This is a genomic window from Rhizobium sp. UBA1881 (assembly GCF_002338015.1).
In the GTDB taxonomy this organism is placed as follows: Bacteria; Pseudomonadota; Alphaproteobacteria; order Rhizobiales; family Rhizobiaceae; genus Rhizobium.
Genome location: NZ_DDHH01000134.1, coordinates 16,818 through 31,178, shown reverse-complemented (window position 1 = coordinate 31,178; position 14,361 = coordinate 16,818). Strand labels below are relative to the sequence as shown.

12 protein-coding genes and 1 riboswitch are annotated in these 14,361 nt (G+C 61.9%); of the genes, 5 read left to right on the top strand and 7 right to left on the bottom strand.

The window, feature by feature from the left end:
- From B3605_RS16455 to B3605_RS16445, 3 genes are all read right to left on the bottom strand, one after another.
- Positions 1–563 (bottom strand): MlaD family protein (locus tag B3605_RS16455; RefSeq protein ID WP_296435086.1); only part of this gene is annotated, 563 nt, incomplete at its 3' end.
- 9 nt (positions 564–572) lie between these two features.
- Positions 573–1,421, bottom strand: a complete 849-nt coding sequence (locus tag B3605_RS16450; RefSeq protein ID WP_112945836.1) for an ABC transporter ATP-binding protein — start codon at positions 1,419–1,421, stop codon at positions 573–575.
- A 9-nt stretch (positions 1,422–1,430) separates the two neighbouring features.
- On the bottom strand, positions 1,431–2,600 hold the full coding sequence (locus tag B3605_RS16445; RefSeq protein WP_183796210.1) for an MlaE family lipid ABC transporter permease subunit: 1,170 nt from the start codon (positions 2,598–2,600) through the stop codon (positions 1,431–1,433).
- Between the two features lie 98 nt (positions 2,601–2,698).
- Here B3605_RS16445 and dgcA point away from each other — a divergent pair, with 98 nt between their 5' ends.
- Positions 2,699–3,682, top strand: a complete 984-nt coding sequence (gene dgcA, locus B3605_RS16440) for an N-acetyl-D-Glu racemase DgcA (protein ID WP_112945838.1) — start codon at positions 2,699–2,701, stop codon at positions 3,680–3,682.
- On the opposite strand, the gene B3605_RS16435 is transcribed toward dgcA, so the two are convergent.
- Positions 3,634–4,854 carry an MFS transporter gene (locus B3605_RS16435; RefSeq protein WP_112945839.1) on the bottom strand — a complete coding sequence of 407 codons (1,221 nt, stop codon included), beginning with the start codon at positions 4,852–4,854 and terminating at the stop codon, positions 3,634–3,636. The genes dgcA and B3605_RS16435 overlap by 49 nt on opposite strands.
- Positions 4,855–5,024: 170 nt before the next feature.
- On the bottom strand, positions 5,025–5,837 hold the full coding sequence (locus B3605_RS16430) for a UDP-2,3-diacylglucosamine diphosphatase (protein ID WP_026283711.1): 813 nt from the start codon (positions 5,835–5,837) through the stop codon (positions 5,025–5,027).
- Between the two features lie 266 nt (positions 5,838–6,103).
- Between B3605_RS16430 and B3605_RS16425 the strand changes: the two genes are divergently transcribed.
- Positions 6,104–8,416, top strand: a complete 2,313-nt coding sequence (locus B3605_RS16425) for an NADP-dependent malic enzyme (protein WP_112945840.1) — start codon at positions 6,104–6,106, stop codon at positions 8,414–8,416.
- A 142-nt stretch (positions 8,417–8,558) separates the two neighbouring features.
- A complete protein-coding gene (locus tag B3605_RS16420; protein ID WP_296435082.1) occupies positions 8,559–9,677 on the top strand; it encodes a DUF2865 domain-containing protein in 1,119 nt (372 codons plus the stop codon).
- A gap of 13 nt (positions 9,678–9,690) precedes the next feature.
- Here B3605_RS16420 and bluB read toward each other — a convergent pair whose 3' ends face one another.
- Both bluB and B3605_RS16410 read right to left on the bottom strand, forming a co-directional pair.
- Positions 9,691–10,377 (bottom strand): 5,6-dimethylbenzimidazole synthase, encoded by a 687-nt coding sequence (bluB, locus tag B3605_RS16415; RefSeq protein ID WP_112945842.1) that lies wholly within the window; start codon positions 10,375–10,377, stop codon positions 9,691–9,693.
- Positions 10,378–10,417: 40 nt separating this feature from the next.
- Positions 10,418–10,602: riboswitch (cobalamin riboswitch) on the bottom strand.
- A 25-nt stretch (positions 10,603–10,627) separates the two neighbouring features.
- Complete coding sequence (locus B3605_RS16410) at positions 10,628–11,461, bottom strand: TolB family protein (protein ID WP_112945843.1); 834 nt, start codon at positions 11,459–11,461, stop codon at positions 10,628–10,630.
- A 274-nt stretch (positions 11,462–11,735) separates the two neighbouring features.
- On the opposite strand from B3605_RS16410, the gene B3605_RS16405 reads away from it, so the two are divergent.
- Together B3605_RS16405 and B3605_RS16400 are read left to right on the top strand one after the other, a co-directional pair.
- Entirely contained in the window at positions 11,736–13,631 is a 1,896-nt protein-coding gene (locus B3605_RS16405; RefSeq protein WP_296435089.1) for an LTA synthase family protein, read from the top strand.
- A gap of 87 nt (positions 13,632–13,718) precedes the next feature.
- Entirely contained in the window at positions 13,719–14,243 is a 525-nt protein-coding gene (locus tag B3605_RS16400; RefSeq protein WP_112945845.1) for a DUF1003 domain-containing protein, read from the top strand.
- The last annotated feature ends 118 nt before the right edge of the window (positions 14,244–14,361 follow it).

Below are 14,361 nucleotides of genomic sequence, written 5' to 3'. Positions count from 1 at the left end.
GCATCCGAGAAGGTCTCGGCGTTCTGCAGCGTCTTCGTCAGCGGTCCACGGGCATCCTTGACGAAGCCTTGAACCTGGCCGACGGCGTCGTTGGCGCGGTCTAGGATCTTGTCGGCGGTGGCAAGCAGATTGGTAACGCTCGACTGGTCGGCGACGATCACCGCGCGCTTGCCCGTCTCCGCCGCTGTCTGCAGGATGTTCTTTTCCCCGACGCGGCCACCGGAAAGCTCGACATAGGCAGCGCCCGTCAGACCCTGGATCTCGAGGATCGCCTTGGTGGTCGGATAGATCGGCGCATCGACGCGTACTTCGGTGAAGGCCAGCGAGAACTGCGGATCATCGGCGTCGATCGACAGCGATTGTACCGAACCCACCTGAATACCGTTGAAACGCACCGGCGAGCCGACGCTCAATCCGTTCGCCGAGCCCGGAATGCGCACGATGAGTTCGGCCATCGGTCCGCCACGGCCATACTCGGCCATCCAGTAAACGAAGCCGAAGGCAGCCGCGATGACCAGAACCGTAAAGAAGCCGACGATTGTGTAGTTCGCTTTGGTTTCCATCTTATCCGCTCACTTCCCGCGGCTATCTTGCGCCAGCCTGATGTCGGCTGAAGCATGGCCATCCTGCGGCACGATCGAACGCGCGCGCTTGCCCTTGAAATAAGCCTGAACCCAGGGGTCGTCATAGGCCAGCATGTCTTCGATCGTCCCCTCGACCATCACCTTCTTCTTGCCCAGCACCGCGATGCGGTCGCAGACGGAAAACAGGCTGTCGAGGTCGTGGGTCACCATGTAGACGGTGAGACCGAGCGTATCGCGAAGCTTGGCGATCAGCTCGTCGAATTCCGCAGCCCCGATCGGATCGAGACCCGAGGTCGGCTCGTCGAGAAAAACCAGCTCCGGATCGAGCGCCAGCGCGCGCGCCAGTGCGGCACGCTTGATCATCCCGCCCGAGAGTTCCGAAGGATATTTGTCCGCCGCATCCGCCGCCAGCCCCACCAGCCGGATCTTCAAATGCGCCAGTTCGTCCATCAGCGCAGGCGGCAGGTCCAGATACTCGCGCATCGGAACCTGGATGTTCTCCTTCACCGTCAGCGAAGAGAACAGCGCGCCCTGCTGAAAGAGAACGCCAAGGCGCATGTCGAGCGCGTTGCGCTGCGGCTCGTTCAGTTCGTCGAAGTCCTGGCCGAGGATCTTGATCTGGCCGGAGCGGCGCGGCAGCAGGCGCAACACCGTGCGCATCAGCACCGACTTGCCGGTACCCGACGCGCCGACGAAGCCCAGGATCTCGCCCTTATAGATATTGAGGTTGAGATTATCGAGAACGATCTTCGACCCGAAGCCAACAGTGACGTCGCGCGCTGAAAGCACGATATCCCGCCCTGCCCCGTCCTTGGTCGTTGTCTGCTGCTCGTCCACGCAAAATCCCTAAAAATTAATAGCTGCATAGAACATGGCGAATAGCCCGTCCATGAGAATGACCACGAAGATCGCCTTCACCACCGACGAGGTCACGTGCTGGCCGAGCGATTCGGCACTACCACCTACCTTTAAGCCTTCGACGGCGGCGACGATACCGATAACCAGAGCCATGAACGGCGCCTTGATCATCCCCGACAACACCGTCGACAGCGTGATCGCCTCGTGCAGACGGGCGATGAAGTTGGCGAAGGTGATTCCCGAATAACCCCAGGCAACGACGGCCGCGCCGAACAGCGAGGCGAAATTGGCAAGCACGGTCAGAAGCGGCAGCGCAACGGTGAGCGCCACCAGGCGCGGGAAGATCAGAACGCCGATCGGGTTGAGGCCCATGACTTTCAGCGCATCGACCTCTTCGCGCATCTTCATCGAGCCGATTTCCGCCGTGATCGCGCTGCCGGACCGGCCGGCGATCATGATCGCGGTCAAGAGCACGCCGATTTCGCGCAATTGCAGAATGCCGACGAGGTCGACGACGAATACTTCGGCGCCGAAATAGCGCAGCTGGAATGCGCCTTGCTGCGCGATGATCGCGCCGATCAGGAACGACATCAAAAGGATGATCGGCGTGGCGCGAACGCCCATGTGGTCGATCTGGTTGATGATCGACGCCGGCGAAACGCCGCTGCCGCGCCCGAATTTCATCTGCGCGCCGCGCACCGCCGACCCGAGAATATACATCGCCGCGGAAACATTGTTCCACAGATCGTACATCATCCGGCCGATCGGCGCGAAAATCCGCTCCTGCAGCGAGCGCGGCGGAACCTCTTCGGCCTCGGGCTTCGCACGTTCCTCGGAAAACGATTCGAGCAGCTCGTCGATATGCTGGTTGCTGCCCTCGATATGGACAGTGCCGCCCGCATCTTCGACCTGCTTCTTCAGCCGGCAGAGCAGCCAGACGCCGGCCGTGTCGATATCGGTGATCCCGGAGAGATCGAGCGTCAGGTTTCCGCCTTTATGGGCCGAAAGCTTGTCGAAATCCTTGAGAACGAGATGTATGTTGGCGCTTCGCCAATTGCCTTCGAGATGCACGAGCGTATCCGAACCATGAGCTTGGTCGTCCACGTGCAGTGAGGCGGCGTTACGGTTCTCGGACTTCAAAATGCTTGTGTCTCTCAAGGCTTACGGCGACATTGCCGACTCGCGAACACAGGTCCGCAACGTTGTGCCAATATAACGATGCCGCATCAGATTTCCATGCTTGCAGGATTGCATTTATGCCACGGTCACTTGAAATTCAGACGGACTCTTTTCCGATTGCGGGCACCTTCACCATCTCGCGCGGCACCAAGACGAGCGCGGAGGTGATCGTCTGCACGGTGAGCGAGAACGGCGTCTCCGGCCGCGGCGAATGCGTCCCCTATCGACGCTACGGCGAAACAATGGAAAGCGTCGGCGCCCAGATCGAAGCCGCCCGCCCGCTGATCGAGGCCGGCCTCTCACGCGCCGACCTGCAACAGGCCATGCCGCCGGGTGCTGCCCGCAACGCCGTCGATTGCGCCCTGTGGGACCTCGAGGCCAAGCAAAGCGGCACCTCGGTCGCGACCATGCTCGGCCTCACCGCCCCGCATTCGCTGACGACGGCCTTCACGATTTCGCTCGGAGAACCAGAAGTCATGGCCGAGCACGCCCGCGCCAACGCAGCCCGCGCGCTGCTCAAGGTCAAGGTCGGCACCGGTGATGACGAGAGCCGCATCCGCGCCGTGCGCGCTGCAGCCCCGGACGCAGCGATCATTCTCGACGCCAACGAAGGTTGGCCGGAAGATCGCCTCGCCCACCATCTGCGGGTCGCCGCCGAATGCGGCGTGGCGCTGGTCGAGCAGCCGCTGCCGGCAGGCAGGGACGAGCTGCTGGCAGATATCGACCGCCCTGTGATCGTCTGTGCCGATGAGAGCGTCCATCACACCGGCGATCTCGCCAGCCTGCGCGACCGCTACGACGCGATCAACATCAAGCTCGACAAGACGGGCGGCCTGACGGAGGCACTTGCGATGAAGCGCGAAGCCCAGCGGCTCGAGTTTCAGATCATGCTCGGCTGCATGGTCGGCACATCGCTCGCCATGGCGCCCGCCGTGCTTCTGGCCCAGGACGTGGCCTTCGTCGATCTCGACGGACCGCTGCTTCTCGCCCGCGATCGCGAACCGGGCCTGCGTTATGCCGGCTCGCTCGTCTTCCCGCCGGAACCGGCACTCTGGGGCTGAAGGTAATAGGCGACGATGATGAGGCCTAGCCCCAGAACCGCCGTCAGCGCCATGACGTAGTAGCTCGCCATGCCAAATGCTGCGTAGATGTAGCCCGACGCGATGGTCATCAGCCCCATGAACATCCCGTTGTAGAAGAAATAGGCGCCCTGCGCCGACGATTCCTGCGTCGCCTGCACCGAGGCGAGAATCCGCCTTTGCACGCCCGTGTGGACGAAGGCGTAGCTGAAGGCATGCAGGCACTGCAGCAGGAAGAAGCCGACGAAGCCCCACTGCATCGGAAACAACAGCCACCGGCAGACGCAGACGGCGGCGCCGACACGGATCAGCGTCCAGGCATCGAAATGTCGGCTGAGCCGCTTCGATTGGAAAAATACCGTCACCTCGGCCGCTACGCCAGCACTCCACAACAACGCGATTTCCGTGCCCGAAAAGCCGAGATCACGCCAATAGATCGTCGCAAAGGCCTGCAGCAGCGCGTGGCTCGATTGCTGGATGGCGACGCCGATGAGCAGCATCAACAGATGCGGCTGCCTCAGCGAACTGCCGGTCGCCTGCTGCAGATCGACCGGCGTCCCGCGCCGCCGCGTCGGCCCGATGCGCGGACAGTAGAGCGCCATCACCATCGTCATCACGAAACCGAAGATCATCACGGGCAGAACCATCTGCCCGCCCCAGTTTCCGATCAGTCGCCCGCCGACGAGCGTCGAGGCGATAAAGGCGACAGAGCCCCAGACCCGCATCGAGCCGTAGTCGAATCCCCAGCGCCGCACGCCGGAGATGACGATCGATTCAACGACGGGCACATAGGGAGAAAACGTGGCGCCTTGGATCGTATAGACGATCAGCACCGGCCAGAACGTGTCGGTCCAGTAGAGCGCGATCGCCGTCAACAGCGACAGACCGCCGGAAAACACCAGCACATCGGCCCGCTCCTTCATCCGGTCGGCATACATCGCCACAATCGGCGCCACGAGCACGCGCACCACCATCGGCACGGCCAGGATGATGCCGATCTCATGGTCGCTGAACTTGTGCATCGCCAGCCAGACGGGAAAGAACGGCAGCGCGACACCGTTTACAAGCAGTGGCGCGCAGTAAGACAAAGCGCTCAGCAGCCGAAAATGGGCGGGCGCGACCTCTGTGAAAGAGGCATTCGTGGCGGGAATCATCGGTGTGACCTGAAAGGAACCTGCAAGTTGCCTAACACGTCACATTAAGGACAACCAAGGCGAGATAGGGCCGTCCCAAACCGATTTCAAAAATAAGCCAAAACTGTCGCGAAACGGCAACGGCAGCAGCTGCACAATGCCATTTCGCAACAGCGAAACAGTTGGTGGTATCAGGCTGCCTGCTGTGCCGGCTCGCGCTTGCGGTGATCTTCGAGCGCCAGCGGCGCGGGAGCGGCAGCGCCGCCCATGGTGCGCCATTCGATCAGCTCGAACGTGCCGTCTTCGTGCTCGGCGATTGCCGTGCAGCTTTCTACCCAGTCGCCGGTGTTGATGTAGCGCACGCCATCCATGTCTTCCATGACGGCATGGTGGATGTGGCCGCAGATCACGCCGTCGGCGCCGCTCTTGCGGGCTTCGTCAGCCACGACCTTTTGGAACTCGCCGATGAAATTGACCGCGTGCTTGACCTGAAGCTTCGCCCAGGCCGAGAACGACCAGTAAGGCATGCCGAGCTTGCGGCGAATGGCGGCGAGCCCGATGTTGATCATGATCGCCATATCGTAGGCCCAGTCGCCGAGATAGGCGAGCAGGCGGGCGTTGCGCACGACGACGTCGAACTCGTCGCCATGCAGCACCAGATACTTCTTGCCGTCGGCCGCTTCATGCATCATCCGCTCGGCCACTTCGATGCCGCCGAAGTGCATGCCGGGGAAGTCGCGCAGGAATTCGTCGTGATTGCCGGGGATGTAGACGATACGCGTTCCCTTGCGCGCCTTGCGCAGCAGCTTCTGGATCACGTCGTTGCATTCCTGCGGCCAATACCAGCTGCGCTTCAGGCGCCAGCCATCGACGATGTCTCCCACCAGGAAGATCGTGTCGGCTTCGTGGTACTTGAGAAAGTCGATCAGGAAGTCGGCTTTCGCGGCTTTCGAGCCGAGATGGACGTCGGAAATAAAGAGCGTACGGAAGTGGCGCGTATCCATATTGTCCTTCACAAGCATACTGCCCGTGCCCCATGCTTCATCTGTGCCTCTGAAAACCAGACTCGTGTTTCAGGAAGATGACACGGCCCGGGTGTCGGGCTCTGATCACAGGCCCTTCCGCCGCAAATCCCCGGTATCTCGCGGGCGCTGTTGCACATTTGCGTTGTTTTTGGGAACCGGAACCGAAATTCCCGCTGTTACCGTCTTTCGATTGATGTATTGAAAGCGCTCCAATGAAAGCATGTGCGACAGCCTGGAGCATTACGATGGATCACAGCGACAAACCGAAGACGGACAACAAAGCGGCAGGCGGCAGCCTCGATGAACAGGCCTTGTTCTTCCACCGTTATCCCCGTCCCGGCAAGATCGAGATCCAGGCCATCAAGCCGCTCGGCAACCAGCGCGACCTCGCTCTCGCCTATTCGCCCGGCGTCGCCGCGCCCTGTCTCGCCATCCGCGACAATCCGGAAACGGCAGCCGACTATACCTCGCGCGCCAACCTAGTTGCCGTGATCTCCAACGGCACGGCCGTCCTCGGCCTCGGCAATATCGGCCCGCTGGCCTCCAAGCCGGTCATGGAAGGCAAGGCCGTTCTCTTCAAGAAGTTCGCCAACATCGACGTCTTCGACATCGAGGTCGATGCAACGACCGTCGATCACATGGTCTCCACCGTCGCCGCGCTCGAGCCGACCTTCGGCGGCATCAACCTTGAAGACATCAAGGCCCCGGAATGTTTCGAGATCGAACGCCAGCTGCGCGAGAAGATGAAGATCCCGGTTTTCCATGACGACCAGCATGGCACCGCCATCATCGTCGCCGCCGCAATCCTGAACGGCCTGGAACTGGCCGGCAAGAAGATCGAAGAGGTCAAGATCGTCGCCTCCGGCGCCGGCGCGGCCGCCCTTGCCTGCCTCAACCTCCTCGTCACGCTCGGCGCCAAGCGCGAAAACATCTGGGTCCACGATCTCGAAGGCCTCGTCTATGAAGGCCGCGTCGAGCTCATGGACGAATGGAAGAGCGTCTACGCCCAGAAGAGCGACACGCGTACGCTGGTCGAAAACATCGGCGGCGCCGACGTGTTCCTCGGCCTTTCGGCCGCCGGCGTCCTTAAGCCGGAACTCCTGGCGCAGATGGCCGAGAAGCCGCTCATCATGGCGCTCGCCAACCCGAACCCGGAGATCATGCCGGATCTCGCCCGCGCCGCCCGCCCGGATGCGATGATCTGCACCGGCCGCTCGGATTTCCCGAACCAGGTCAACAACGTCCTCTGCTTCCCGTATATCTTCCGCGGCGCGCTCGATTGCGGCGCTGTGACGATTAACGAGGAAATGAAGATGGCGGCTGTGCGTGCCATCGCGGCCCTCGCTCGCGAGGAGCCGTCGGATGTCGCCGCCCGCGCCTATTCGGACGAAACGCCGATCTTCGGGCCCAACTATCTCATCCCCTCGCCGTTTGATCCGCGCCTCATCCTGCGCATCGCGCCCGCCGTCGCCAAGGCCGCGGCCGATAGCGGCGTGGCGCTGCGCCCGATCGCCGATTTCGACGCCTATCTCGACCAGCTGAACCGCTTCGTCTTCCGCTCCGGCTTCGTCATGAAGCCGATCTTCGCGGCCGCCAAGAATGCCGACAAGAAGCGCGTCATCTTCTCCGAAGGCGAAGACGAGCGCGTGCTCCGCGCCGCCCAGGTCCTGCTCGAGGAAGGCATCGCCAAGCCGATCCTGATCGGCCGTCCGCAGGTCATCGAAACGCGCTTGAAGCGTTACGGTCTGCGCATCCGTCCGCTGTCCGATTTCGACGTCATCAATCCTGAGGACGATCCGCGCTTCCGCGAATATGTCGAGCTCTACCTGTCGCTGGTCGGTCGCCGCGGTGTCATCCCGGAAGCGGCGCGCACCATCGTTCGTACCAACACCACGGTTATCGGCGCGCTGGCGCTGAAGCGTGGCGAGGCCGATGCGCTGATCTGCGGTCTCGAAGGCCGCTATGAAAAGCACCTGCGCGATGTCCGCCAGATCGTCGGCAAACGCCAGAATGTCCGGGATTTCTCGGCACTCAGCCTGCTGATCTCGCAGCGCGGCGCAACCTTCTTCACCGACACCTACGTGACGTTCAATCCGACGGCCGAGGAAGTGGCGGAATCCGCGGTTCTCGCCGCCGAGGAAATCAAGCGCTTCGGCATCACGCCGCGCGCAGCCCTCGTGTCGCATTCGAACTTCGGCTCGCGTGAATCGGAAAGCGCCACAAAGATGCGCAACGCCTTGCAGCTCGTCCGCGACACCGCGCCCGATCTCGAGGTCGATGGCGAAATGCATGGCGAGAGCGCGATCTCGGAAACGTTGCGCAAGCGCGTCATGCCGAACACGACGCTGCACGACGAAGCCAACCTTCTGGTCTTCCCAAACCTCGATGCGGCCAACATCACGCTCGGCGTCGTCAAGTCGATGACGGACGGCCTGCATGTCGGCCCGATCCTGCTCGGCGCGGCCATGCCCGCACACATCCTGGCGCCGTCGGTCACCTCGCGTGGCGTCGTCAACATGGCGGCCCTCGCGGTTGTGGAAGCATCCCAGCCTGCATGATCTGGGCTGCGTGATTTGCCTTGGACGCTGAAAATGCGTTAGGCTTTGAACGGCAGCTTGTTAAGACAAGCAATGTATATCGAAGGGCGGGCCATGGTCCGCCCTTCGCCATTTGGTATTTGCTCACTGACGGGACGATGCCTTGAAACGCCTCACGCTGGCCGCAGCACTCCTGATTGCAGTTTCCGCCCCTGCCTATGCGCAGTTGGCGCCGATATGCGGTCAGCTGCGCGCTCGTCTGGCGACCATCGCAGAGACGATCGGCGGCGGCATGTCGCCCGAAATACGCCGCTTCGCCAGCGCCATCACCGAACAGAACCTCGAGCTTCGCAAGCTGCGCAGCGACCAGCGCCGCAACGGCTGCAGCAGCGGCAGCATGGTGGTCATCGGCGGCGACAATGCCGGCTATTGCGGCGAGCTTGAGCAAGCCGAAGCGAAGATGCTCGACAACATCGCCGACCTGCAGATGCGTCGCGACGAGTTGCGCGCGCAAAGCCCGGACGCCCGCCTGCGCAACGAGCTCTTCGCAGCACTCGACGAAAACAACTGCAATGCGCCCGTGCAGCAATATGAAGAGCCGCAATATGCGACCCCGCCCAGCATCGACGATCAGGCGATGCGCAGCGACACCTTCATCCCGCTCGGCGGCGAGCGTCAGCGCTCCTACGAGTTCTCGCCCGGCGGCCAGCCGCTGACGCATCTGAACACGATCTGCGTGCGCAGCTGCGACGGCGGCTTCTTCCCCATCCGCTCGAACGCAACCTCCTTCGATTTCGCCCGCGACGCCAACACCTGCCAGCAGATGTGCCCTGGTATCGAAACCGAGCTCTACTATCACGATGTTTCCAGCGGCGAGACCGAGAACATGATCTCGGCCTCGACAGGCGCGCCCTACAGCGCCATGCCGAATGCATTCGCCTACAAGAACCGCAAGCCCGGTGAGAAATCATCCTGCAGCTGCAATCTGCCCGCCTATTACGAACAGATGCGCCGCAACCAGTCTGTGAGCGCCCCGCCGCCTCGGAGCTCGATCACCACGATCGAAACCCCGAACACCGCTGCCGCCAAGCCCGAAACCCAACCTACGCCACAGCAGCCGGCGCCCCAGGCGCAGGTCCCCGACCGCCCCTACGATCCCAGTGCCGGCAAGGTGCGCCAGGTCGGCCCGCAGTTCCTCGCCGGCGATCAGGGATCGATCGACCTCAAGCACCAAGCCATGCCGGGCGCCCAGCCGCAGCAACCGCCGGCTCAGAAGCAGTAACAGGCGTCGCGGGCTACACGCCCCCGCCCCAGCGATCGGTAAACACCAGCTCCTCCAGCGGCAATCGCTGCCGCCAACCCTTCACTGCGAGTTCCGGCTCCTCGTAGAGCCGATCGACATAGCCGACACAGAGCCATGCAACGATCTCGATCCGATCAGGCACGCCGAGCGCCCGCTTCAAATCGGCCTCGTGGAAAATGCTGACCCAGCCGACGCCGACGCCTTCCGCACGCGCCGCGAGCCACAGGTTCTGCACCGCGCAGACGGTCGAATAGGAATCCATCCGCCTATTGTGTGTCCGCCCCAGCACCACGTCGCCGCAGCGATCCGGATCGCAGGTCACGCAGATGCCGACGGGTGCCGTGCGAATACCCTCGAGTTTCAAGGCGCGGTAGGCCTGCTGCCGCTCGCCGGAAAACATCTCCGCCGCCTCGGCATTGGCCTTGGCAAAGGCCTCCCACACGGTCGATCGCACGGCCTCATCGCGAACGACGATGAAATTCCACGGCTGCATGAAGCCGACAGACGGCGCATGATGGGCAGCAGCCAGCAGCCGTCCAATCACATCATCAGGCACCGTATCCGGCAGGAACTCGGATCGCACGTCGCGTCTGGTCTCGATGGCTCTGTAAACGGCGTCGCGCTCGCTCGTCGAAAAGGCACCGGCTCTCGCAAGAGAGCCAGATTGGTCTGGTCGCATCGTCAATCCCCAACAACACAACCGGCCGCTGTCCAGGCGGTCAGTCTATGATTGTCGGGCCGGTCTTCTGACTTGGCGTCATCCGTCTGCCACGCCTTCCCGGCAAAAAGCGCCAGTGGCATCAAGCGGCAGACGTCGGCCTTACAGCGTTGGGCACGTTCCGGTCTCGCACCGAATTCCCGATTCTCCCGCAAGCCTGCGGGCACCCGACGCGCCACCTATGCCGACAAACCGCGCATGATGCAATCGCTCAAGCCTCGACCGGGAAATATCGCACATAGGCGAACTCGTCACCACCAGGTGACCAGTTGGGAACATTGATCGATCCCTGTCCGCCAAAGAGTTCGAACAGCGTCGTGAGATTTCCCCCGTCCATATCCATCATCCGCATCCGCACATGCTTGTCACGCGGATGGTCGAATACATCCGGATCGTAGGAAATCAGCACCACCTTGTCGTTGTTGGGCGACGGATGCGCGAACCAGTTGCCGTAATTGTCGTGCGTCACCTGCTCCACGCCGGTCCCGTCGGGATGGATACGCCATATCTGCATGAGGCCGGTGCGGCTGGAGTTGAAATAGATCCAGCGCCCATCGGCCGAATAATCCGGCCCGTCATTGCGCCCCTCGCCGTTGGTCAGCCGCCGCTCTTCGCCGCCGGTCACGTCGATCGTGTAGATGTCGAACAGGTCGCCGCGAATGCCGCAATAGGCGAGCTCCTTCCCATCAGGCGACCAGCCATGCCAGTAGGACGGATGATTGGTGGTCACCAGCTGCGGCGCCCCACCCTCGATCGGCAGCGTGTAGATCGCCGACTTGCCGAACTCGACCTTGTCGGAGATGACGATGCGGGTGCCATCCGGCGAAATCCCGTGGTCGTTGTTGCAGGCGGTCGCGAAGCCGGTATCGACATGCTCGACCTTCGCCGAGCCGTCGAGCGCCAGGCGATAAAGCAGACCTTCGTCGTTGAGCAGGAGATAGCTGCCGTCAGGGGCGTAATTGGGGGCTTCGACCAGTCTCTCGGTCTGCCAAATCACACGGGCCTCGCCCGTCTTGACGTTGTAGATCTCGACGGAACTGCGCATGCAAACTCTCCTCTGACGCGAACATATCCATGACCTACGACAGCTAAATAAGGCACGCAAGGATCGCACGCGCGCGGCAATGGGAGGCTCCATCCGGAGCCCACGCGAAATGAGGCAACCGGCTGCCGAAAAGTTTGTGATCAAAAAAGCGTTAAGCCCGCGAAACAACTATGGTTCATCTAGCGTTCATGACGAAGATGTGACAGTTCGATGACGTTAAGATGACACTGGAGTTCCGCCATTGATCGCCCAAGTTTTCAAGTCCGGAGCGGCAATGCGCGAGGCGGCGCTCTATGGCGGCGTTGGCGCGGATACCCGCCCCTCCATTCTGCGCGGCGCAATTGCAGTCGCCCTGACCGCCGTGATGGCGTTGCTTGCAACCTTCTCGGTCGAGGTGATCGCCCGCGGCGGCGCAACCGACGTCGGCGCATTTCTGTCTTCTACGGCGCGCCCCGGCATGACCACGGTCGTGATGCTTACCATCGTGATGCTGTGCGTCGATGCCGTCCTCGGTCGCCGTTTCCTCTCTGCACTGGTCGTCCTGCCGCTCGTCCTCGTCCCGGCGCTCGTCTCCAATCAGAAGCAGCACTACCTTTCCGATCCGCTCTATCCCTCGGACATGCTGTTCGGCCGCCAGATTTTCGAGCTGCTTCCGGTCATGGTCCGCGACCGCCCGATGACGGCTATCGCGGTTTCCGTCGGCATCCTGCTCTCCGTCACCGGCCTTGTGCTTGCTTGGCGCTACGCCTGGCGACGCCTGCCGAAGATGGCGCGCCGTAACCGTATTCGTAATCTCTGCCTAACTGTTCCCGTCATCGCCGCCTTCGGCTCGCTGATGGATTACTCGCAATATTCCTATATCCGCGACCGCCTTCAGGTGGTGCCGATGATGTGGGACCAGAAAGAGAACTACCGCAGCAACGGCTTCATCCTCGCCTTCATATTCAACATCCCGATGGCCGACGTCGCCTCGCCCGCCGGCCTCAATGCGCAGGCGCTTGACGCCATTCCCTCGCGCAATTACGGCTATCTCAGCGGTCCGAGCGACAAGCCCGACGTGATCATGCTGATGAGCGAGTCCTTCTGGGATCCGACGCGTCTGAAGACGCTGAAATTCTCCGAAGACCCGATGCCGACGATCCGCGCGGCGCAGTCAGGCCACGTCTTCTCGCCCGAATTCGGCGGCATGACCGCGAATGTCGAGTTCGAGGCGCTGACCGGCTTCTCCAATGCGTTCCTGCCTTATGGCAGCATCCCCTACCAGCAGTATATCCGCAACGACATCCCGTCGCTTGCCACCTTCTTCCGCGGCGAAGGCTATGCGGCCCGTGCGCTACATCCGTTCAGCGGCTGGTTCTGGAACCGCAACGAGGTCTACAAGGATTTCGGCTTCGAGGAATTCCGCACCGAAGAAACCATGCCGACCATGGAAAAGCGCGGCATTTTCGCCTCCGACGACAGCCTGATGAAGGAGATCATGCAGGAAGCTGACGGGCTCGACCGGCCCTTCTTCTTCTTCGCGGTCACCCTGCAGGGACATGGCCCCTACGAGGCCAATCGCTACGCCAACAACACGGTCGACTTCACCGGCAATCTGACCGACGCCGACCGCGCCACGCTCGCCACCTATACGCAGGGCGTCAAGGAGGCAGACGACAGCTTCAAGATGCTGACCGAATGGGCATCCAAGCGCGATCGCGAGACGATCATCGTGCTCTGGGGCGACCACCTGCCACCGCTCGGCAGCGTCTACACGAATACCGGTTATATGCCCGACCAGGTCGCCACGCGCCGGGCCTCCGTCAGTGTCATGAAGCAGGAGCACGAAACGCCGCTTGTCATCTGGTCGAACCGCAAGGGCGTCAAGCAGAACGTCGGCACCATCAGCCCGTCGCAGCTGCCCTATCACGTGCTGAAATTCGCGGGCTACGAGCACCCGTTCTATACCGGCTTCCTCGGCCGCGTGCAGAAGAAGTACCCGATCGTCGACCGCTATCAGCTGATTGCCCGCGACAACACCGCCTCGCCGGATTGGGTTCGCGACGCCAAGACCATTGATCCGCTGGTCCGCGACTATCGCTATCTCCAGCACGATGTGATGTTCGGCAAGGCGCAGACCGTCGAGCGCTTCTTCCCGCAGCATTCCTGGCTACGAGCCGAGGGCTCCTGAGCACGGCAGACATGCACGTTGCCGCATTGCATTCCTGGCGCAGAACGGAATACTCCCCGCCAACATAAGTTGATCGGGAGTCGCGCCATGAACAATCTCTCCAGTTTCGTCCACCTGCATTTCGACAAGTCCGCCAACGAACTCGGCGACATCGAAAAGCGCGTGCTGGAAAAGGCCCATGCCCGCAAGATCATCTCGACGGATATCAATGCCGCGCTGAAAGCCGAATCGTCCTTCGGCGAGCGGATGGCGGATAGCATTGCCCGCGTCGGCGGCTCCTGGGCCTTCATCACCACCTTCCTGGTCTTCCTGGCCGTCTGGTGCGTGATCAACACCATCATCCTTTCGACCCGCGCCTTCGACCCCTACCCCTTCATCTTCCTCAATCTCGTCCTCTCCATGATCGCCGCCATCCAGGCCCCGATCATCATGATGTCCCAAAACCGCCAGGCCGAGCGCGATCGCTTCGAGGCGGCGAAGGACTATGAGGTCAACCTGAAGGCCGAGCTGGAAGTGCTGTCGCTGCACCAGAAGATCGACATGCAGGTGATGACCGAGATCGCCGCGCTGCGTGAGGATATCGCCAGGCTCACCCGCAAGCTGGGCGACTGATATCGAGGCGACGGACAATTTAGCCGGCCACAGGCGTAGCGCGCCATTTTCATACACTCCAATATCTCGCGGGTACACGCATGGGGTTTATTAGGTAAGTAAAAATTAATACGGGCAA

Coding starts and splice junctions, on each gene's coding strand:
- dgcA (WP_112945838.1), top strand. CDS start 2,699: ATGCCACGGTCACTTGAAATTCAGACGGACTCTTTTCCGATTGCGGGC.
- B3605_RS16430 (WP_026283711.1), bottom strand. CDS start 5,837: ATGGATACGCGCCACTTCCGTACGCTCTTTATTTCCGACGTCCATCTC.
- B3605_RS16400 (WP_112945845.1), top strand. CDS start 13,719: ATGAACAATCTCTCCAGTTTCGTCCACCTGCATTTCGACAAGTCCGCC.
- B3605_RS16405 (WP_296435089.1), top strand. CDS start 11,736: ATGCGCGAGGCGGCGCTCTATGGCGGCGTTGGCGCGGATACCCGCCCC.
- bluB (WP_112945842.1), bottom strand. CDS start 10,377: ATGCGACCAGACCAATCTGGCTCTCTTGCGAGAGCCGGTGCCTTTTCG.
- B3605_RS16425 (WP_112945840.1), top strand. CDS start 6,104: ATGGATCACAGCGACAAACCGAAGACGGACAACAAAGCGGCAGGCGGC.
- B3605_RS16435 (WP_112945839.1), bottom strand. CDS start 4,854: ATGATTCCCGCCACGAATGCCTCTTTCACAGAGGTCGCGCCCGCCCAT.
- B3605_RS16410 (WP_112945843.1), bottom strand. CDS start 11,461: ATGCGCAGTTCCGTCGAGATCTACAACGTCAAGACGGGCGAGGCCCGT.